Below are 20788 nucleotides of genomic sequence, written 5' to 3' on the forward strand. Positions count from 1 at the left end.
TGAGTACTGTTCTTAACACAATGTGTTTAACAATTAGCCGACCAATTGCCGCACATAGGATTTAAGAGAGTGCGTTGGGACCAAATGTGCGAAAAACGTCAATATTAGGGCCAAGCACATGTTCGCCCAAAGCAATGATCTCATCACCTGCTATCACCAACGGCGCGGCGCGCACAGCTTCCATCGGCACGAAGCTCAAATCGGGCAATAATTGATCAAACTTCGCCCGCGTAAAGTCGGATGCTGGACGCACAGTAACTGGACTTGGCGCATCCGAGGTCAAGATAATCTTGAACCGCTTGTCCCAATCAAGCTCGTCACCCGGGGCCAATTCATACACTTGATCATCCACCCGGCCAACTTCGCGGAACACTTGCACCAGCTTGCCATGCCCACGAATGCCGCACCCACCCAAGGTTTGCCCTCGTAAATGTGTCTGCCCCATGGTCAAAACATCATAAAGCGCTTCCACTTTTGCCAGTTCCGGCGCCGGTGTCGCGCCGCCAACGTCATCCAGCGCCCGCGCCAGCAGCCGGATGCCGATTTCGGCTGGCTCAGAAATGATCATTGCATGGTCAAATAAAACACAGCCAAATGGATCGATGAAAAATCGCTCGCTATACGCCACTTCCGCAATCGAATTTAATGCCGCATCGGCGCGACGCAAACGGCGAGCAGAAAGCCCAACATTGCTGCGTTGCAGGCCCAGGCGCTGCAAACCTTGCAAAGCCTGCCGCCACCGCACGCGCTCAAACTTTTCATCATTGTTCGACGGGTCATTTACATATTCGATGTTTTTGGCGCGCGCATAAGCCACCAAATCTGCCTTAGGTAGATCTAAAAATGGCCGCACAAGGTCCAGCCCAAATCCAACCGAGCGTCGGGCCATGGCCCCAAGGCCGGAAAGCCCACTGCCACGCGCCAACCGCATAAAAAAGGTTTCGGCCTGATCATCTAAATGATGTGCGGTGAACAATTGAGTTAGGCCAAGCGCCTGCATCTTCTGCTGCATCAAGCCATAGCGCACATCACGCGCACTTTGCTGAATTCTAGTTGTCGGGTTGAACTTTTCAGGCTTCAAAATATAGCAAGGCAGGCCTAGCTTTTCCGCTTGCACTTTAACCATTGCCGCTTCTTCAGCCGCTTCGGCGCGCAAACCATGATCCACAGTGAGAACGGTTAGTTCAATGGGCATCTCTTGCTGCGCAGAAAACTCAGCGGCGAGATACAACAGGGCCATGCTGTCTGGCCCGCCTGAAATGGCAAGCGCCGCCTTTTGGGTCTCAAAAAGCGGCGCAAAAATATAATTCAGCAAATCTGGCTCAGTTAAATACTCATGTTGTTGCTCGGTATTTAACATTGTGCCTTTCGCTGTTCCTCTGCGACCCTTTGCTTAAATGCTGTTGGTTGGTCGGGGTAACGACGCAACACCTCAACAAAGGTACGACATGCTGTCTCTCTTTCGCCAGCACTGTTTAGGGAAATCCCCAATTTCATCACCATGTCTGGCGAACGTGCAGCATTTGGGTAAGCTTCAAAGCCGCGAAGCAACACTTCTGCCGCCTCTTCATATTCACCGCGATTAAGCAAACTGTCACCAAGCCAATGGTAGGCATCAGGCGCCAACCGATTGTTCGGGAACAGGCCAATAAACTGCCGAAACTGGTCTTCCGCAAACACATAATCCCCACGCAGTAAGGCCTCATAGCCCGCATCATACTGCGCTTTCGCATCAGCGTCAGACAAAGCAGCACCGGGATCAAACTCTAAATCTAGTGGTTGCCCTGATCCAATGCCGCTCAAGGCATCATCTGATAATGTGCCCAAAGTGCCTTCAGGCGTGCCCAGAATAAACGCACCGCCATCATCATTTGTGGCCAAATTATCTGTGTTCAATTCTTCGGTTTGGGTCTGCGGCACACCCTCAGATGGCATCTCGCGATCTGATTGGGGCGCCGCACTAGTTTTTCCCGAAGCACCGCCTTCCAATTCCTGGAATCGGAATTCATAATCTTCCTGCATGCGCTCAAGCAATGTTTGCAATTGCGTCATTTGAAATTGCAAACCTTCCACTTGACCGGTCAATGTTCGCATACGCTCTTCAATGGCATCAATACGTACATTCACTTCAGCAACTTGCCGCGATTGCGCGACCTTCACTTTAACTGGGGCACGATCAGAAACACGCTCAATCCCCAAGCCTTCAAAACCTTGCTCTAACACAAGCACATGATTGCTCAGCAGATCTGCTTGCTGCTCAAGTTGAATCAAACGACCAAACATTTCATCATTTGGTTGGTTGCCCGCTTGGGCCACACCGGTAGCGCCAGCCAAAAGCAGGCCCACCCCTGCGGCGGCAATCCGACTTACCCAAACTTTGTTATTAACCGACATAAAGTCACTCCTTCGTTCATGACGAACCGTCATGCATAAAATCATTTCTTACGCCGTGGGTAAAACAAAATTGCGACAAAAAAACGCCGGGTCCGCTTGTCGCGAATCCCGGCGCCCGCCTCCAGCAGAGGATAGCTATGTTTGGCTTATGGCAGCAAAACTGTCACAGCACGGCGGTTTTGTGACCAACATGAAATGTCATCACAAACGGCCACAGGACGTTCTTTACCAAAGCTCTTTGTGGTGATGCGTGTTGAGCTGACACCGCGGCTCACCAAATAGTTTACAGCAGCTGTACCACGACGCGCACCCAAGGCGATGTTGTATTCGCGTGTGCCGCGCTCATCAGCATGGCCCTCAACCAAAATTCTGTATTGAGAGTGCTTTTGCAGCCAAACAGCTTGCTTATCCAATGTAGCACGTGCTTCAGCAGTCAAAACTGAACTGTCAGTTTCAAAGAAAACGCGGTCGCCAACGGCTACCAAAAATTCTTGCGGCGTGCCAGGCTGGGCCTGCCCCGGCCCCAAATTCCCTACACCAGCATCCGGCGTACGGGCACAAGCAGCAACAAATGCCACAAGCGCTACCATTGTAATGCCTTTCAAAAGGCGCATAAATTGATTTGCCATGGACATGGTCCTTAATAGCTCCAGAATAGGTCGAAATTTATTGACCCGGTTATACCCTTATTTATCTTAATTTGGGGTGTGCGAACGCGGTTAATGCGGTCTTAATCCGGCCATTTTAAGGCAGATTCACCGCATTTCCGTTGCTAAAATATCACCCTCAATCAAAACAAACGCACAAAGGTCATTTCGCTCTAATAATAAATGAAGGAGCGCATAGACAAAGACCCCATGTCAAACTGGTCATTGAAGAAAGCCAATTGGTCTTTTTGATCCACCAGACCAGCGCAATAGAATGCTGGCGCAAAATGCTCAACGCTTGGATGCGCCTGCGGCAGCAGGGTGCCATATTGATCTGGGTTCGCCATGTCCGCAAAATTTCGGTCCGTCAAATAGTCAGCAACCTTTTGATCAAACTCCTGTGCCCAATCAAACGCCTCAACATCGCGCGAAATCGCGCGCAAATTATGCACCAGATTGCCACTGCCCAAGATCAACACACCACGATCGCGCAGCGCTTTCAGGTCTCGGCCCAGAGCTACCTGATCCGCAAAACCCAAATCCCGATTGATGGAGATTTGAAACACCGGAATATCTGCATCTGGATAAAGATGCCGCAACACAGCCCACGCGCCATGGTCTAACCCCCACTCTTCCGTGGGGATGGCAGCATGGTTTTTCAGCATCAAAGCTACTTCTTGTGCCAACTCTGGCGCGCCAGCGGCAGGATATTGCACATCAAACAGTTCTTGCGGAAAGCCGTAAAAATCATGAATGGTTTTCGGCATGGCACCGACATGCACCAAGGTCGAATTGCGGGTTTCCCAATGTGCCGAGATACACAGGATGGCCTGCGGTCGCGCAAGTTTTTCGCCGAGCTGTTGCCAGCTTTTGGCAAAAGCGTTGTCGGTGATTGCATATAAGGGATTGCCATGCCCCAAAAACACAATTGGCGCCCGTTCAGCCGGCGCCAACTGATCTAGCATTTGATCAAATCGCAAAGATTTTAGCATCTGTACCATCCTAACCCACGACACAACTTGCCGCGTTCGTTTGAGCTAAGCATGATAGCTCAAACGGTCAAGAAGGCACAATTTTGTGCCTTAACCGAGCAGTGGTGACCACGTTGGGTCAGATGCGTAAGTCGGTGTTTGAATGCGGCGCTCATTGCGGCCCCACACATCAATCGTGTGCAACTGCGGCCCAGAATCACCACCTGGATCTTTGAAATACATCAGCACGCGGCCGTTCGGTGCCCAAGTCGGCCCTTCCATCAAATAGCTTGATGCCAATACGCGTTCGCCAGAACCGTCTGGCCGCATTGTACCAATATGGAATTGCCCATCTTTTTGCTTCGTGAACGCAATCAAGTCGCCTTTAGGCGACCATACAGGCGTTGAATACCGGCCATCTCCAAAGCTCACACGCTGCGCGCCGCCGCCTTGTGCACTCATAACATAAATCTGCTGACTGCCGCCACGGTCACTTTCAAATGCAATCCGCTGACCATCAGGCGAGAAGCTTGGACTGGTGTTGATCGACGCACCAGATGTCAATTGCATCGGATTACGTTGCTGCAAATTCATCAGATAAAGATTGGTGTCCGCGCCAGTCGTCACGCTGAAGGCAAGGTGTGAACCATCAGGTGAAAAACGTGGCGACAAAGTCATCTTGCCAAAATCGGCAACACGCTGTTGCTGACCAGTAGACAAATCGAGCAGATAAATCTGCGGCACGTCGCCGGAGAAATTCATGTAAGACAGCAAATTGCCATTTGGCGAGAACCGAGGGGTCAACACAATGGACCCACCATCAGTCAAATAACGGTTGTTGGCACCATCCTGGTCCATAATCGCCAAACGTTTGGTGCGGTTTGCCTTTGGCCCGCTTTCGGCAACATAAACAACGCGCGTATCGAAATAGCCATCTTCACCAGTCAGTGTTTTATAGATCGCATCTGATACAATATGCGCAACACGCCGTTTGTTGGTTTCGCTTGAAGCAAACGAGCGGCCAAAACCCTCTTCGCCAGCCACAACGTCCCACAAGCGCACATCAGCACGGATTTGGCCGCCAGTGCGCTGCACAGTGCCCATCACCAATGCGTCAGCACCCAATTGCCGCCATGCCCCAAATTCAGGCGAGTGATTAACATCGCCCATCTTCAACGGCATTTGATCAACAGGATATGGCGCAAAAAGGCCAGATGCCCGCAAATTGTCAATTACGATTTGTGTCAGCTCAGCGCCCAATTGCGGGTCAGCAGAGCTAAAAGTCGGGATGCCAATCGGCATCGGTTCAAAGTCACCACCCGTGACCACAATTTTCACCAAGGCTGCTGCAGGCTGGGCGAAAAGGGATGCACCCATAGTGGCAGCGCCCAATTTCAAGGCATGTCGACGTGAGAATGCTATCATTTCCATCTCCTTTTCCGCCCCAATAACGCAAAACTCGGACCGGCGTTGCATAATTTCTATCTTAGATCTCTTGGATCAAATGTGACATCAACTTGACGCCACTCTTCATATTTGTCCGCCGCAAGCTGGTAAGGGCCACAGCGACGTACCGCGCGTTGCGCTGCGGAAGCAGTTGCCTGCCCCACTTGGCCCGTCACCGAAATATCCATCACTTGCGGAGTGCCCGCAACTGAACCATCCCGATTCAAATCAACCAAAAGCCGCACGGTCAAGCCATCTACGTCCAAAGCTGAAATTGGCGGGTTCCAGCATTTGCGCATTTGCGCAGCCAATGCGGCCCGTTCAGATTGTGTCAAACGCGCGGCCGTGCCGGTTGTTTTACCAGCCGTTTTTTGACCACCCTGACCAGTGGTGCCACCACGGCTATCTTCTTTGTTGATAATGTCAGAAATCTTGTCGGCTTCTTGGCTCTTTTTCGCTTCTTCAGCCCGCTGAGCTTCTGCCAGGCGTTTCCGCTCAGCTTCTTGAGCCGCATAAGCTTGCCGCGCTTTTTCCACCGCGCTTGTCGCTGCTGGTGGCGACGGAGGCGCAGGGGTTGGTTCAGCGGCAGGCTCTTCGCTCACCACTGGTGTTTCTGTTGGCTCTTCAACAGGCTCTGGCGTTGGCTCCTGCACAGGTTCAGGCACGCTTGGCGTTGGCTCTTCCGGCTGTGTCGCTGGCTCAACAGGCTCTGGTGTCGGCGTTGGCGCAGGCGGTGTTGGCGGCGTCGGCTCTGGCGCCGAATTATCAGTCGGCGCAGGGCTTGGGTCTGGCGTATCTTTTGGCGTGATCTGATCTTCTTGCGTGTTGCCCGTTGGCTCTGCAAGTTCTGCAGGTGTTTCCGTATCCACCGCAGATGGGGTCTCAGTTTCAATCACATTGCTATCTAGCGAGCCCTGACGGATATTCGAGAACTCTTCGATCGGCACCAATTCAATTGGAATAGCTTCAATCTCTTGCGGGTCAAACGCATCCGCTTGCCCGAAAGACATAAGCCCAACAGCAATCAAAGCGGCGTGAGAAACCGCAGATATGGTGACCCCGAGGCGCATAGTTACTGGCTTTGCTCCTGCTCGGTAATCAGGCCAATTTTGCTATAGCCTGCACCAGACAATTGTCCCATGACCTGCATCACAGCACCATAATCGGCAACATTGTCGCCGCGTACAAAAATACGCTCTTCAGTGCCATTCACGGCAACTTCATCCAATTTCGCCAGCAGATTGCTGCGATCAACCAATTCTTCAAGAACATAGATTTGCCCGTCCGCAGTGATCGTCACCGTCACAGGCTCGCTTTCCGTATTCAAACTTTTGGCTTGGCTCTGCGGCAAATCAATTGGCACACCCACAGTCAAAAGCGGCGCGGCCACCATAAACACAATCAGCAACACCAACATCACGTCCACAAGTGGCGTAACGTTAATCTCGCTCATTGGCTGTTTACGGCCGCGGCGTCTGCCCCGGCGTCCACCGCCAGACCCGCCTGAAACACCCATACCCATTATTGTTGACCCCGGCTTTCCAATTGACGTGTCAAAATGGCTGAAAATTCATCGGCAAAGCCTTCCAACCGTGCGATCAATTTGTTCGCGTCAGAAGAGAGTTTGTTATAGGCGATAACCGCCGGAATAGCGGCCAACAAGCCAATCGCCGTCGCGAACAAAGCTTCGGCAATACCTGGTGCCACAACGGCAAGGTTAGTGCTTTCAGACGCGGCAATGGATTGGAACGAATTCATGATGCCCCAAACTGTACCGAAAAGGCCTACAAATGGCGCTGCCGAACCGACTGTGGCCAAAAAGCCAAGACGGGATTCCAGCAAATCACTTTCACGCCCAATGGTAATGTCCAGCACTTTGTCCAACCGTTGCTGCACGCCAATGTAAGAAGATGCGCCTTGCTCATGGCTGCGCTTCCATTCCTTCATCGCAGCCACAAAAACCGCACCCATTTCGCGTGGGTCGGAATCTGACAGGCGCTGATAAAGCTCTTCTAAAGATTGGCCAGACCAAAAATTCTTCTCAAACTTATTCATGCTGCGCTGAGCGCGACCATACATGACGCTTTTTTCGATAATGATTGCCCAGCTCCAGATCGAGGCAGCGAGCAGCCCAAGCATAACGGCTTTCACCACCCAGTCCGCAGCCCAGAACAATGCAAAAAGCGACAGATCGGCAGTGCCGTGCGCGGCCAGTTCTGCTTCCATGATTTTCCCCTAATCCTTCACAATTAAAGCGGTAAGCTTGACACACCTTACCCGTTGTCTTTGGCATGACGGGCAATTTTGTCAAATTTAAGAAGGGACAACCCAACATTGCTGGATTGCCACTTCAACATATGTGTTTAAGCCGCGCATGGTTCATTTATGGTTAATAAATCGTTGCTGAATGGAAAATGAATGGCCTCAACCACAAATTTTCCGCATCACGCTTTCTAGGGGACCGCGCTTGAATTTTTGTGACCACAAATATGCAAAAACTACCGCACCAAAACAAAACAATATTGCAGCTTGCCAAACACCTTCGATCGTTTGGCCCGAAAGCATATTCAACGCCTCCAAGCTCCCCATGCCGATGACAATATGTGCCATATAAAGCGTAAGTGTCTGCTGCCCCGCAGGTAGCAACAACGGCAACACTTTTGTTCTTTGTAGATAAGGGGCAATCAACAGCGAAAACCCAATAAGCACCGAGGCGCCGCTCATGCCCGCAACAATATAAAGCGGCGTTGGGGGTACTGGCGACGTGCCAAAAAGCAAAGCTAATTCCGCATCAGATGCTGCTTGTAACGCCCCAGCCAAAATCTGATTGATCAGATAGACGGCCAAACCAGCGATCAAAAGCCATAACTGCACACCTCTGGTCGCCAAATCTTGTCGACTAAGCCAAATGCCGAAAACCAGAAAACTCAGCCACGGCAAAACCGGATGCCAACCATTGAAAAATAGGTTTCGGAGAAACCCCTCTGCCGACCAAAAATCGCGATATTCAAATGTTTGCCAATTCCAACCCGCATCGTAATTCAAGAAAAGCAATCCGGCGGTGAAACCAACATTGATAACCGCAATCGCGCCCCACAATTGACCATCTTTAAAGGTCAGCAGCCATGCGGCAAAGATAAAATAAACCGCATAATAATGGATAATATCAGCGGGAAAGATCATCATATTGACCATACCGACCGCAAACAGAAAGCCTGCCCGTTTAAACAGCAATCGATGGTCGACACTTTTCTTAAATGCCAATCCAAGCCCAACACCGGCGAGTACGACAAAACTTGCCGCCGCCCGCCCTTCCACCCCGTGCGCGATGTACAATGCCAGATCGTTACCCGAAGCTGGCACCCCCATCACCAAATTAAAGTTCACCACCACCATACCGAAAAATGCGAACAGGCGCGCAAGATCCAAACCATCCATCCGTTGAGACATTTCAATTTCCATTTTCAATGAACATTCGTTCATTCATTTAATTATTGAAATGTCAAATGCAAGAAGTTAGAAAATTTCATGTCCGAGAAAGAGATCACCACTAGAGAAAAAGCAAAACGTGCCAAGCGGCGCCAAATCGTGCAAAGCGCGATGACTTGTTTTATCGAAAAAGGCATTGCCCAAACCGGCATTCGTGACATCGCCAATCACGCAAAGATCAGCCTCGGCAACCTTTACAATCACTTCCCAAGTAAAGATGCGCTCATTGCCGAAATCGCAGCAATTGAGGCCGCAGAAATTGCGCCGCTTATTTCCGAATTGGCAGAGGGACTAAGTTTGGAGAAATTTATAGTTCGCTATCTCAAACAGATCAGCAAGATTGAGCACGCGGTCTTATCAATCGAGATTTTAGCAGCATCATTGCGCCAACCGGGCTTGGCAAAACCCTTTGACGCGAATAGATCGGCGCTTGCAACGGCCATTCAAAATCAAACAAATGCAAATGCAGTGGATATAGAAATCCTTATCGATGCCATTGAAGCATTGGGCATGCGTTGCGGATTAGAACAGCGCAAGCCAAGCCGAAAAGAATTGGATCGTCTGCATAAAATCGCCAAGACGTTGGCTTAGCCGCCAAATCGGGCACGCAATGTATCCGGCAACCGCGTTGGACGGCCATTGCTTTTCATCGTGACCGCGACCACACGTGCCCGCGTGATCAATTCATCGTCCCGCCGCAAAATCTGCTCAAGAATAAAGCGACTGCCCTTCATTTCGATAATCTTGGTGGTCACCTCGACCAAATCATCAATATGGGCTGCACGATCATAATCGATCTGCATGGAGCGGACCGCAAATGCGATCCCCTCCTCTTCAAACAGTTTTTGGTGATGCACATCATGCGCCCGCAAAAACTCGGTGCGCGCCCGCTCAAAAAATTTCAAATATGCCGCGTGATATACATTGCCGGAAAAATCAGTGTCTTCATAATATATCCGCACCGGAAATTTATGTGACCCATCATCCTGCAGCGCACCACCAAATTGCATTATTCAACCACCTTTGCACATGTGCCATCTCCAACGCCTTCGCAGGGTCGGAATGTAATCATGTCGGTTTCCGTATCATCTTCAAACACTGCCTGCACCGAAATTGTTTTCGCGACACCCGGCTCCAAAATCAAAGCAATATCTTCAACGCCACCATCGGTGGGGATCATAAAGGGCGAATCTGGAATACAGGCGGGCATGTTAAATGTTTGATCAAGTGTCTCTTCATTGATGGAAAAGCGAATTTCCTTCAACCGACACCGTGAGGTGAGCATATTGGTGAAATAGATTAGCTGCTGCCCATTATATTCTCTAAACGCAATCCAACCTGTCTTATTGGCATCCAACATCATTTTGAACATAGACACTTCCGGCACCCCGGATTTGTCTTGTGCCAACCCGTTTGACGGCATTGCCAATCCCACCATCAAAATCAAAGCCATAAAATGTTTCATCAACTTTCCCTCCATCAGCCATTAAACATAATGTGCAGCGGCTTCGGCGGCAGGTCAATAAAATGAGCGTGTAAGGCGCGCGGCTGAAGATCAATTTCCGAGAGCATTTCGGGCGAAAGCTCAATCCAACGATAGCGATAATGCCGTTCACCTTCGATCAAATGATGGCAATCTTTACCCACGATAAAGGGCAGGTTTGGCGGGCAACTCACCGCAAAATAAAATGCCAATTCATGATAGTGCAGATGATCAAGTGAGAAAAAACTTTCTGCAATGATGTGCGGTGCAACAACGTCCACATCGGCATTTAATTCTTCTCGCAGTTCACGCTTAAGTGCAGCTGCAGAACTCTCTCCTCGTTTCAGCCGACCACCCGGCAGAAACCAAAATCCTAGATCATCCGCTGTTGTGCAAAGAATATGCCCTTCTTTTTGAATGATCGCCGCACTGCGCACATTGAAGTGCTGATCGAACGCGCGGAAACTTAAATCAACCGTCATGGATCAATAATCCGGATCCACAACACATTCATGCACGAAACTTTGCGGCAAATCCAAAATGCGGGTGCGCATTGAAATAGGATGCAAATTGATCGTAGCCAACGCATCTGGCCCAGTTTGCACCCACTCAAAACTCAACGTTTTGCCATCATCTTCACCGGTTATGCATACACCCGGCTGAAACGGCACATGTTGAGGTTTTTCAACCTCATAATAAAACGCAAATTCGTGAAATCGCTTACCATAGCGCCAAAAGAAATTCTCCAGCACATAACGCAGCTGCGGCGTTTTAATCTGCGCATTAAGCTCTTCATCCATCTCGCGGTGGATGGCGTCTAGCGAGCTTTCGCCGCGCTGTACTCGACCGCCCGGCAAACACACAAAATCATCATCATCCTCGCGCACAACAAGCACATGATTTTCGTGGCGAATAATCCCTGCGCAACGCACATTGACCCGTTCATTGCCCTCATCAAATGTCAAATTGCTCATGAGAACCCCTAAATCAGCCCAGCTCAATCAGATTTATTTCAGGCGGCACCCCAAAGCGCAATGGCAAAACCGAATATCCAAGGCCACCAGATACAAGCAGATGGCGTCCCTCTTCCACCACATGGCCATAAGCATATTGATTGCCATAGCGCGACGGCACGGCCGGTGCCCGCCCGCGGACCCGCACCTGCCCACCATGGGTGTGGCCGCTCAGGGTGAGTGAAACACGCTCCGGCACTTCGGGAAAAATATCTGGCTCATGGGCCATCAACACAACGGGGTCGTCATTAGTCACCTGCGCCAATGTTCCCTCCAAATCATCAAGGCCCACCACGCCACGTCGTGGAATGCGCCGATTGGCCAACAAAGCAAGCTGACTCTCCAGCCCTGCCAGCCAAAAGCCATAGCCATCCTTTCGAAAATGCTTCGCATCATTGCTGTAAAGTTGAATGCCAACTTCTTCCAATGCATTGCCTGCCATTGTCGGTCCGCCACGACGCGCCTGTGCCTGCAAATCTTCCCACCAATCATGATTACCAAGAACAGCATGCACGCCCAAGGACGCCTCAAGCCGCGCCAAAGATTCGGCCCAATGATTATGTGGCAGGCTTTTAAACATCAAATGCATGCCGGAAAGATAATCACCCAACAGCACCACAATGTCCGGCTTTAGCGCGTTCGCCTGAGCTACAATTTTATCGATACGTGGGACATTCATCCACGCAGTGCACGCGTGAATATCCGCCAATGCGACAATGCGCAAAGACATGCCAATCGGCCAATTATCAGGCTTAATACGATCTTTTTTGATATGCAGCCGAACCATTGAGGGCCTTTCTTGCGGAGGGAACCTGCCCCATCATTGCAAAAAGTTAGGCGCCAATGGGGCGAAATCTATTCTGCGTCTTTTTCTTCTTCAAACAGGCTAGCCTGCACGCCAATAAATCCTTGCGGCACACCCATATTGAGATGCTGAAACGCTTGCGCCGTGAGCATGCGACCGCGCGGTGTGCGCTGAATAAAACCCTGCTGGATCAAATAAGGTTCCACAATTTCCTCAATTGCATCACGCGGTTCAGATAAGGCGGCAGCAATGGTTTCAATGCCCACAGGCCCACCACCATAATTTGTGGCGATTGTGCCCAAATAACGCCGATCCAACTGATCCAAGCCGCGGCTATCCACATCAAGGCGCCCCAACGCTTTATCCGCAATCGCCGCGTTGATGATTTCAACATCATCTACTTGGGCAAAGTCAGCAACCCGACGCAGCAACCGACCAGCAATCCGTGGCGTACCACGCGAACGCCGGGCAATTTCCATCGCGCCATCGTCACTCATGCCCACACCCAGCAGCCGTGCGCCGCGTCGCACAATCTTCACCAGCTCTTCCGGCGTGTAAAACTGCAACCGAACCGGAATGCCAAAACGATCACGCAATGGCGTGGTCAAAAGCCCTGCCCGCGTTGTCGCCGCCACCAGCGTAAATTTCGCCAAATCAATCCGTACCGAGCGGGCAGCAGGCCCCTCACCAATGATCAGATCAAGCTGGAAGTCTTCCATCGCAGGATAAAGCACTTCTTCAACTTGCGGATTCAAGCGGTGAATTTCGTCAATAAACAGCACATCGCGCTCTTCCAGATTGGTCAGCAATGCCGCCAAATCTCCCGCCTTTGAAATCACCGGGCCCGAAGTTGCGCGAAAACCAACGCCCAATTCTTTCGCCACGATCTGCGCCAATGTGGTTTTGCCCAATCCGGGAGGGCCAACAAACAACACATGGTCAAGCGCGGTGCCGCGCTTTTTCGCCGCATCAATAAAAACCTGCAAATTTTCACGCGCTTTTTCCTGCCCAACGAAGTCGTCGAACAAGGAAGGCCGCAAGCTAACATCAAGTTCGCCGTCGCGACCGGCTGTGCTGTCAGTAATATCAGTCATATCTAGTTTATCCATTTCGCCAGTCGGCCAATTACAAGGCAAATATGGCTAGCTACAAAACTCAACATTGCACCAATTATTGTGCTGATTACGACTGAAATAAACATTTCCCCCCTTATGGATGCAAGGTCAGGCTTGGACGAAAACACCTCAAATACCAGATTGATCGCTATCGCGAAAAGAAATCCAAAAATTGCGCCAGCCATTGTTGCGTTCATAACAAAGAATTGGTGGGGAAACGCCTCAAACGAAGGTAATTTTTTTATCAATCTCCATAAAAATAATCCGCTTACAGGCAACGCACAAACACCGAGAAATAAGGCGAAAAGTGTAGGTTGATAAAAAGCTGCGGAAAAATAATACCAACTTGGTTCGTTCACCAATTGGCTCAATGCGCTTCCATTGAACAACATCAACAACAAAAACGCTGCAAGCGCCGGGCCACCAATCATGCTTACCCATGCAAATGCGCGTGGGTGTTTTCCCATTTCAGCTACATTATCCTGCACATCATCCGTCATGTTATGAGCTCAATTCCTTTAGTCCCAAGCGAATGAGCTTTTCTGTTTCGAGATCATCACCTTCTTTTGCGATAATCCGCGCCACTGCCGCGCTGGCTTGCGCTTGCGCATAGCCCAAATTGGTGAGCGCAGAAACGGCGTCTGCCACATTGCCAGTCGCCACACCCTCGCCAATCGCTTCTTGCAAGCCTTGAACGCCCGCATCGATGGTGCCGCCAACAGGTGCTTTGCCTTTAAGTTCTGAAACGATCCGCTGTGCCACTTTTGGGCCGACACCGGGTGCGCGGCCCACCATGGCCTTGTCTTGCAACGCGATTGAAGAAGAAAGCTCCGATGCGGAAAGCGTGGACAAAATGGCAAGCGCCACCTTTGCGCCAACGCCCTGAACGGTCATCAACAGCAAGAACCACTGTTTTTCACTTTCGGAGATAAACCCGAACAATTTGAGCTGATCTTCGCGTACATAAGTTTCGATAAACAAAGCAACGGCTTCGCCTTTGGCCGGCATCGAAGTGAGCGTGCGGCCAGAACAATGACATTCATAACAAACGCCATTCACATCAATAAGCGCCTTGTCATCAGCGATGCTTTCCACCAAGCCTTTTAACTTGCCAATCATAGACTTGCCTCTCTCCGATTTAACGCAGGGCGATGATGTGCATGCGCGACAGCAATCGCCAATGCATCTGCCGCGTCCGCGCCATTAAACTTGGCGGTTGGCATCAGCACCTTAATCATCATTTGAACTTGTTTTTTATCCGCGTGGCCAGCACCCACCACAGATTTTTTCACCTTGTTGGCGGCATATTCTCCCACACGCAACCCGCAAGATGCTGGCGTGACTAGACAAACGCCACGCGCCTGCCCAAGCAAAAGGGTTGAGCGGGCCCCTGCGTTCACAAAGGTCTCCTCAACCGCTGCTTCGTCAGGTCTAAATTCTTCAATCAATTTTTTAATTTCGTCGTGCAGCCCCAGCAGGCGCAGGCTCAAATCTTGGTCAGTGGGCGGCTTGATGGTGCCAGAGGCGACAAATTTCAATCGATTGCCATCGGCATCTAAAATGCCCCAGCCCGTGTGCCGTAACCCTGGGTCCAACCCCAAAATGCGTATCGAATGCGCGCTCACCGCAGCTCCAAAAGATGAATCAAAAAACGGCGCACATGCAATATGTACGCCGTTTCAGTTTGAACATGTTCTCGTTCTGTACGCAAGTCAGAACGGGCTAATTACGCCAATTTGCGCAATTTAGTGGTTTGAATGATCCATCGTCGGAGCGCCCAATTGGGCTGCGGGGAACATCACTTCAACAACACCTGCTTTTTCAAACTCCAAGCTGATTGTTACTAAGTCACCCTCAGCAATCGCCTTGTGCAAACCCATCATCATGATATGGAAACCGCCGGGTTTCAGCTCAACTGTTTCGCCAGGTGCGATCTCCAGCCCTTTTTCCAGCTGCTGCATTTTCATCACGCCGTCATTCATGCTCATTTCATGAATTTCAACTTTTGCCGCCACATCTGAGCTCGCCGCGATCAAACGATCTGCCGCATCACCAGTGTTTGTGACTAATACAAATGCACCACCTGCTTTTGCACCTTGTGGCGTGGCCCGGGTCCAAGCTTTTTCAATTTTGATGTCACCAGCCATCACCACTTCAGCCATTTTGTCTTTAGACATATCGTGGCCAGCATGAGCTTGATCATCTGATCCGCTATCTGCAATTTTAAGCGCAAGTGCCGGATGCGCAGGGTGATCATCGGCAGAAGCTGGAATTTGGTCCCACGCCACGCTGGCATCGTCACCACAATATTGAGTGGCTTTGAAATATAGCGTATCGCCAGCTTCTACGTGGGCAAGTTTGCCGCGCATGACAAATTCGTCATAGGCCCAATCTTCAACTGCGCCGCCTTCCCAAATCACGCGCTTCACGCCTGCATTATATTCTTTGCCATGTGCGGTGAAGGTTTGTTCATACGCCCCTTGCTCAACGCTCATTTTAAACCCGTGATGGGCCATGGGCTTCACATTATAGAAGCCTTCAGGCACCTCAACCACCAGCTTATCGGTAGCCTTGCCATCGCACCCATGTGGCACACGCACCACAGCTTTATAATAGCTATCGGCTTGAGCCACAGGTGTTTCTAAAGTTGCATGAGCGAACGCACCGCCAGTTAAAACGGCAAGTGTGAATACTGCAGCACTCAAGGCTGCGATTGATTTAGATGTATTAGTCATTTTGGTCTCGTTAATTTGAATTGAAAGAAGAAAGTTCAAATCAAACGAGAGGCGGCGCCCTTTGAGACTGCGGCTCAAACAAATCCAACCGCGTAACATCGGGAATGTCATATCCCAATTTGGGCAGCACAATTGCTTCAGCGAGCAAACTGTTCTGGCCAACCTCTGGAGCAGAGGCAACCGCAAAGCCAGCCATTTGTGCCAACACGCAAAGCCCATCATCTGCTTGCACAGTTGCGGGTTGATGGGTGTTGCGATCAAGCTCGATCAGCCCATGGGCTGAACAAATGATGATCCGATCTTCAGGATTTGCGGCGGAAAGCGCAGCGGCATAGCTGGGCAAAAGGGCCTGGACCACCAAAAAAATAGCCAAGGCCACGCCGCGCTCTTGTCGATCAAAGCGCGGCAGCAGTTCCTTGGCTATTTTCAAAAACCGACGAAACATTGTTCGCCCTTATGTTGATGTGTCAGCTATTCCGACAATTTCGCCATATCTTCATCAGACATGTCGTAATTGACATATACGTTCTGCACATCATCATCATCTTCTAGCGCGTCCATCAACTTAAATAATGTCGCACCCTTTTCCGCATCCACTGGCGTTAGGTTTTGCGGCTTCCAGATAGGGTTTACAGATTTTGGCTCACCCAAGCTGGCCTCAAGCGCAGAGGACACTTCGTTCATATCTTCGAAAACGCAATAAATGATGTGGCCATCTTCGCTTGATTCCACATCTTCCGCGCCCGCTTCGATGGCCGCTTCCATCACCTTATCTGCATCGCCAACTTCGGCCGGATAAGTGATTTCGCCCACACGGTCGAACATAAAGCCAACTGAGCCAGTTTCGCCCAACGCACCACCATTTTTTGAGAAAATAGCGCGCACATTTGCTGCTGAACGGTTGCGGTTGTCCGTCAATGCTTCAACGATGATCGCCACGCCACCCGGGCCATAACCCTCATAGCGGATTTCATCATAAGTTTCCGCATCGCCACCAGTCGCCTTCTTAATCGCACGCTCAATATTGTCTTTCGGCATGGATTGAGATTTGGCGTTGTTAACGGCCAAGCGCAAACGCGGGTTCATATCCGGGTCCGGCATGCCGCTTTTCGCAGCTACGGTGATCTCTTTGGAAAGTTTAGAAAACTGCTTAGAGCGCGCCTTATCCTGACGGCCCTTGCGGTGCATGATGTTTTTAAACTTGGAATGGCCTGCCATGGTTTACGGACATCCTTTATAACGACATGATGAATTTGGCTTCTTATATGGCGTGACGCAGGGAAAATAAAGTCTCCCGTTTCAATTTTCGCGCTCTTGATGCCAATCCCAAATAATGTACGCCACAACAAGAAACTGCAATGGCCATAAAAGCGTTGCTGCCACGTCATTTTCCAAGGTCGGAAACATATAGTGCGTGAAGTTAAACATGGTGTGGAGCAGCAGCATGGCCCAAATAGAACCATTTGTCCGTTTATAAAGCCACGTAAACATAAATGAGATCAGTGTCGTAGAGAGAACCAACCCCCAAATTGGACGCTCATAATAAAAGCTTTGCGCCGGCATAAAAAACAAGGGCAAGTGCCAAATACCCCAAACAAGGCCGATGCAAAGACTTGAGAGTGTAAGACCAATTTTCTCCAACAAAATCGGCAACATGGTGCCGCGCCAGCCAAATTCTTCCTGCAAGGGGCCACCTAAGAAAAAGATAAATAAGAAAGCAATCGGCAAAATCTGCGGCGCATTCCATGCCTCACCCAAAGCGATTTCTTGACCGAGAAAAAGCGCCAGCGCATACGCACCACCGATCAATAGCGGGAAAAGCAAAAAGATCAGCAGGTAATATTTGGCAGCAAATTTCACTTGGACGCCACGCATCAAAAGCGATTTCAGGCCCCCAACGCCATGAAAAAGAATGGCTGTTGCCAAAGCGGCAACGAATGGCCCCCATGCCGCCCATTGATGGGCCGTTTCAAAAAAAGGTCCTAGCCCAAACGGCAAAGACCCACTGCGCAAATAAACCACATATGGCCACCAGAGCCCCCAGCTCCAAGCCCATGTGATGATCAGAAATGTCGAAATCTGTGCCATTTGCCCTTCCCCCGTGGAGGAAGGGCAGCACATTAGTTATTTTTTGACAAGTCCCGCATCCAGAACTTGCTGGAACATCGCCTCAATCGCAGGCTCAACCGGATGATAGGTCAACCCAAGTTCACGCTTAGATTTTGTATTGTCGGCGGCCCATGGATGGTCCACATTTTTCGCCACCATTTCCCGCGTCAGCGCCTTATTGGCAACCGGACCAATCAACCACACCAGCCATTTGGGCAAATAGCCTTTGGCAAACGGATATTTATCGCCATATTTCTGGCGCAACACCTCACAAATATAAAGAAAGTCATGCGTGTCATTTGACACAATGTGACGCCCTTCAGCAGCCTCAATATAGCCCGCACGCAAATGCGCCTCAGCGACATCGCGCACATCCACCATGCCGATCTCCATCTTCGGCACACCCATTTTAAAGGTGCCATCGCCAGCCTGCTTCACAAGATTAAAGCTCTCTGAGGTTTGGGTTTTAGCGGTGCCTGACCCCAAAATAAGTGACGGATTAATGGTCACCAATTTCCAGCGGTCCTGTGCCTTAGCCTTCTCCCAAGCGGCTTTCTCTGCCTCTACCTTAGAATAGGCATAGGCTTGGTGGTCCAGCCGAGAAGTGGTGTTCCAATCTTCCTCGGTCAAAACATGGCCCGGCGATCTCGACACATCGACCGCATCACCATAAATGGCGGCGCAAGAACTGGTCACCACCACACGTTTCACGCTGTCTGTGCGATTGGCAGATTGCAGTACATTTCTTGTGCCTTTCACCGCCGGGTCGACCAAATCCCGCTGCGGGTCAGTGATGTTTGAGGTAAAGGGGGATGCCGTGTGCATCACCACCTCGCAACCAGCCATAGCCTCATCAAAGCTGCCCTCGTCAAGCAAATCCGCTTTGAAATATTTGATTTCCCCCGGCAGTTCAGCTGCCATCTCATCTAAATGCGCAATCTTTTGCTTATTGCTGGGGTCACGCACCGCCGCGTGAACTGTTTTCCCTTCCTCCAGCAAGCGTTTCACGATCCACCCAGCCAAATAGCCAGTGGCACCGGTCACCAAAACAGGCGCTTTTGAAGAATAATCGGGAGTAGGTTGGGACATTTCATCCTCCATTGGGCATTGCCTCTGGTCAAACTTGTAATCAACTGTATACTTAATCATGATTTCAAATAAGTCAACAACTGATTACTTAAATGCCTCATCCTACGCCAAAGCGCCGCAACGCGGAAAAAACTCAACAAGCGATTTTAGATGCTGCCTGTCAGGTCTTTTTCGAAAAAGGCTATGATGCAGCAGGTACGCGCGAGATCGCCGATCGGGCCAATGTAAATGTTGCTCTGATCAGCCGCTATTTCGGTTCGAAGGAAGGCTTGTTCAAAACCGCCATCCTGCCAAAGCTCAATATCGACTTTATGCTTGAAGAGGAGATGGACAATTTCGGCCAGCGCATAGCTGAAATGTTCGCCGCAAAGTCTGGCGAAAAACAATTTGACCCAGTGATCGCCCTTTTGCGTGCCTCCACCAGCAAAGAAGCCATTCCACTTTTGCGTCAAACAGTGGAAGAGCAAATTATCAAGCCTTTGGCTGCAAGGCTCAAGGGAAAAGCTGCCTATGAACGGGCAAGCCTAATCGTCACCCAGCTCACGGGCTATGATTTGCTCAATCGCATTGTAAATGTGAAAACAATCAGCACCAATAATGCTGAAGATATGACCCGGTTGTTGGCCAAAACTTTGCAAGATTTAGTGGACGCATCCTAATCAAAGTCAGGCAAAGCCTGCCCGATTGACCCGCCAATCCGTAAGGGTTGAATAGATGCACAAAGGCCCGTGCTATTGTCAGTCTCAATGGCAACGCCACATAGGCTGGGGCTGCCTTCAGCGGGGGTAAACCGCTCACGCGTCATGCCTGTAAGAAAACGGTTTACCGGTTCCTCTGCATCCATGCCGATCACGCTGTCATAATCGCCGCACATGCCCGCATCGCTCATCAAGCCTGTGCCGCCTTTTAGCACCCGATGATCTGCCGTCGGGATGTGCGTATGCGTACCCACCACCAGGCTCGCTCGTCCATCCAAAAACTGTCCCATAGCCTGCATCTCAGATGTGGCTTCTGCATGGAAATCAACAATCACCGCATCGGCCACTTCACCCAGCGGGCAGTCGGCAATCGCTTTTTCAACCGCGAAAAATGGATCATCAATCGGGTTCATAAACACCCGGCCGAGCGCGTTAATCACCAACACGCGTTGCCCACTTGGCGCGTCATAAAGCATGGCGCCACGCCCCGGAGCTGCATCGCTCATATTAATTGGGCGCAGCAACCGATTATCGCGGGCAATTACCCCATATGTCTCGCGCTGATCAAAGGCATGGTCCCCTAGCGTGACCATATCCGCACCAGCCTCCAACAGACATTCAAAATGCTTTTCGGTCAGCCCGCGGCCATGGGAAGCGTTTTCCCCATTCACGATCACAAAATCGAATTGAAAACGGCGCTTAATATCAGGCAGCATATCAGTTACTGCCTGCCGCCCAGCGCGACCCATCACATCGCCTAAAAACAAAATCCGCATAGATTGCGCCCTGCTGTG

Annotated in this window: 26 protein-coding genes; 2 read left to right on the forward strand and 24 right to left on the reverse strand. The window is 50.5% G+C overall.

The window, feature by feature from the left end; genetic code table 11:
* Window positions 1-61: 61 nt before the first annotated feature.
* The 9 genes from tilS to ATL17_RS06740 all read right to left on the reverse strand — a co-directional run bounded on the left by tilS (window position 62) and on the right by ATL17_RS06740 (window position 8908).
* Entirely contained in the window at window positions 62-1360 is a 1299-nt protein-coding gene (gene tilS, locus ATL17_RS06700) for a tRNA lysidine(34) synthetase TilS (protein ID WP_133571968.1), read from the reverse strand.
* Window positions 1354-2394 (reverse strand): tol-pal system protein YbgF, encoded by a 1041-nt coding sequence (gene ybgF, locus ATL17_RS06705; protein ID WP_166638916.1) that lies wholly within the window; start codon window positions 2392-2394, stop codon window positions 1354-1356. Before ybgF ends, tilS begins: the two co-directional genes overlap by 7 nt.
* A gap of 146 nt (window positions 2395-2540) precedes the next feature.
* Entirely contained in the window at window positions 2541-3029 is a 489-nt protein-coding gene (gene pal, locus ATL17_RS06710; RefSeq protein WP_133571970.1) for a peptidoglycan-associated lipoprotein Pal, read from the reverse strand.
* A gap of 185 nt (window positions 3030-3214) precedes the next feature.
* On the reverse strand, window positions 3215-4033 hold the full coding sequence (gene ygiD, locus ATL17_RS06715) for a 4,5-DOPA-extradiol-dioxygenase (protein WP_133571971.1): 819 nt from the start codon (window positions 4031-4033) through the stop codon (window positions 3215-3217).
* Window positions 4034-4123: 90 nt separating this feature from the next.
* Window positions 4124-5437, reverse strand: coding sequence for a Tol-Pal system beta propeller repeat protein TolB (gene tolB / locus ATL17_RS06720; protein WP_246028637.1), 1314 nt, complete (start codon window positions 5435-5437; stop codon window positions 4124-4126).
* 56 nt (window positions 5438-5493) lie between these two features.
* The gene (locus ATL17_RS06725; RefSeq protein ID WP_133571973.1) at window positions 5494-6528 is read right to left on the reverse strand and encodes a cell envelope integrity TolA family protein; all 1035 of its coding nucleotides are present in this window, start codon (window positions 6526-6528) and stop codon (window positions 5494-5496) included.
* Window positions 6529-6530: 2 nt separating this feature from the next.
* Window positions 6531-6980 (reverse strand): protein TolR, encoded by a 450-nt coding sequence (tolR, locus tag ATL17_RS06730; RefSeq protein ID WP_133571974.1) that lies wholly within the window; start codon window positions 6978-6980, stop codon window positions 6531-6533.
* A complete protein-coding gene (tolQ, locus tag ATL17_RS06735; protein WP_133571975.1) occupies window positions 6980-7684 on the reverse strand; it encodes a protein TolQ in 705 nt (234 codons plus the stop codon). The genes tolR and tolQ overlap by 1 nt, the downstream gene beginning before the upstream one ends.
* A gap of 198 nt (window positions 7685-7882) precedes the next feature.
* Window positions 7883-8908 carry a DUF418 domain-containing protein gene (locus ATL17_RS06740; protein ID WP_133571976.1) on the reverse strand — a complete coding sequence of 342 codons (1026 nt, stop codon included), beginning with the start codon at window positions 8906-8908 and terminating at the stop codon, window positions 7883-7885.
* A 78-nt stretch (window positions 8909-8986) separates the two neighbouring features.
* On the opposite strand from ATL17_RS06740, the gene ATL17_RS06745 reads away from it, so the two are divergent.
* Window positions 8987-9538: a TetR/AcrR family transcriptional regulator gene (locus ATL17_RS06745; protein ID WP_133571977.1), complete on the forward strand. Its 552-nt coding sequence runs from the start codon at window positions 8987-8989 to the stop codon at window positions 9536-9538.
* On the opposite strand, the gene ybgC is transcribed toward ATL17_RS06745, so the two are convergent.
* From ybgC to ATL17_RS06810, 14 genes are all read right to left on the reverse strand, one after another.
* Complete coding sequence (ybgC, locus tag ATL17_RS06750) at window positions 9535-9957, reverse strand: tol-pal system-associated acyl-CoA thioesterase (protein WP_133571978.1); 423 nt, start codon at window positions 9955-9957, stop codon at window positions 9535-9537. The genes ATL17_RS06745 and ybgC overlap by 4 nt on opposite strands.
* Entirely contained in the window at window positions 9957-10412 is a 456-nt protein-coding gene (locus ATL17_RS06755; RefSeq protein WP_133571979.1) for a hypothetical protein, read from the reverse strand. The genes ybgC and ATL17_RS06755 overlap by 1 nt, the downstream gene beginning before the upstream one ends.
* 14 nt (window positions 10413-10426) lie before the next feature.
* Window positions 10427-10912 carry an NUDIX hydrolase gene (locus ATL17_RS06760; RefSeq protein WP_133571980.1) on the reverse strand — a complete coding sequence of 162 codons (486 nt, stop codon included), beginning with the start codon at window positions 10910-10912 and terminating at the stop codon, window positions 10427-10429.
* Between the two features lie 3 nt (window positions 10913-10915).
* Window positions 10916-11404: an NUDIX hydrolase gene (locus ATL17_RS06765; RefSeq protein WP_133571981.1), complete on the reverse strand. Its 489-nt coding sequence runs from the start codon at window positions 11402-11404 to the stop codon at window positions 10916-10918.
* Window positions 11405-11417: 13 nt separating this feature from the next.
* On the reverse strand, window positions 11418-12230 hold the full coding sequence (locus tag ATL17_RS06770) for a metallophosphoesterase (protein WP_133571982.1): 813 nt from the start codon (window positions 12228-12230) through the stop codon (window positions 11418-11420).
* Window positions 12231-12298: 68 nt separating this feature from the next.
* On the reverse strand, window positions 12299-13342 hold the full coding sequence (ruvB, locus tag ATL17_RS06775) for a Holliday junction branch migration DNA helicase RuvB (protein WP_133571983.1): 1044 nt from the start codon (window positions 13340-13342) through the stop codon (window positions 12299-12301).
* Window positions 13343-13344: 2 nt separating this feature from the next.
* On the reverse strand, window positions 13345-13863 hold the full coding sequence (locus tag ATL17_RS06780) for a hypothetical protein (RefSeq protein WP_133571984.1): 519 nt from the start codon (window positions 13861-13863) through the stop codon (window positions 13345-13347).
* Between the two features lies 1 nt (window position 13864).
* A complete protein-coding gene (gene ruvA, locus ATL17_RS06785) occupies window positions 13865-14482 on the reverse strand; it encodes a Holliday junction branch migration protein RuvA (protein WP_133571985.1) in 618 nt (205 codons plus the stop codon).
* Window positions 14479-14988: a crossover junction endodeoxyribonuclease RuvC gene (gene ruvC, locus ATL17_RS06790; protein ID WP_133571986.1), complete on the reverse strand. Its 510-nt coding sequence runs from the start codon at window positions 14986-14988 to the stop codon at window positions 14479-14481. Before ruvC ends, ruvA begins: the two co-directional genes overlap by 4 nt.
* 120 nt (window positions 14989-15108) lie before the next feature.
* Window positions 15109-16098: a copper chaperone PCu(A)C domain-containing protein gene (locus ATL17_RS06795; RefSeq protein WP_166638917.1), complete on the reverse strand. Its 990-nt coding sequence runs from the start codon at window positions 16096-16098 to the stop codon at window positions 15109-15111.
* 40 nt (window positions 16099-16138) lie between these two features.
* The gene (locus ATL17_RS16880; protein WP_166638918.1) at window positions 16139-16543 is read right to left on the reverse strand and encodes a DUF2946 family protein; all 405 of its coding nucleotides are present in this window, start codon (window positions 16541-16543) and stop codon (window positions 16139-16141) included.
* Between the two features lie 26 nt (window positions 16544-16569).
* Entirely contained in the window at window positions 16570-17316 is a 747-nt protein-coding gene (locus tag ATL17_RS06800; protein WP_133571988.1) for a YebC/PmpR family DNA-binding transcriptional regulator, read from the reverse strand.
* Window positions 17317-17397: 81 nt separating this feature from the next.
* On the reverse strand, window positions 17398-18186 hold the full coding sequence (locus tag ATL17_RS06805) for a CPBP family intramembrane glutamic endopeptidase (protein WP_166638919.1): 789 nt from the start codon (window positions 18184-18186) through the stop codon (window positions 17398-17400).
* Window positions 18187-18222: 36 nt separating this feature from the next.
* Window positions 18223-19296, reverse strand: coding sequence for an NAD-dependent epimerase/dehydratase family protein (locus tag ATL17_RS06810; RefSeq protein ID WP_133571990.1), 1074 nt, complete (start codon window positions 19294-19296; stop codon window positions 18223-18225).
* Window positions 19297-19388: 92 nt separating this feature from the next.
* Between ATL17_RS06810 and ATL17_RS06815 the strand changes: the two genes are divergently transcribed.
* A complete protein-coding gene (locus ATL17_RS06815; RefSeq protein ID WP_133571991.1) occupies window positions 19389-19955 on the forward strand; it encodes a TetR/AcrR family transcriptional regulator in 567 nt (188 codons plus the stop codon).
* On the opposite strand, the gene ATL17_RS06820 is transcribed toward ATL17_RS06815, so the two are convergent.
* Window positions 19952-20770 carry a TIGR00282 family metallophosphoesterase gene (locus tag ATL17_RS06820; protein WP_133571992.1) on the reverse strand — a complete coding sequence of 273 codons (819 nt, stop codon included), beginning with the start codon at window positions 20768-20770 and terminating at the stop codon, window positions 19952-19954. The genes ATL17_RS06815 and ATL17_RS06820 overlap by 4 nt on opposite strands.
* Window positions 20771-20788 lie beyond the last annotated feature (18 nt).

The sequence above is a fragment of the Maritalea mobilis genome, assembly GCF_004363175.1.
Classification (GTDB): domain Bacteria; phylum Pseudomonadota; class Alphaproteobacteria; order Rhizobiales; family Devosiaceae; genus Maritalea; species Maritalea mobilis.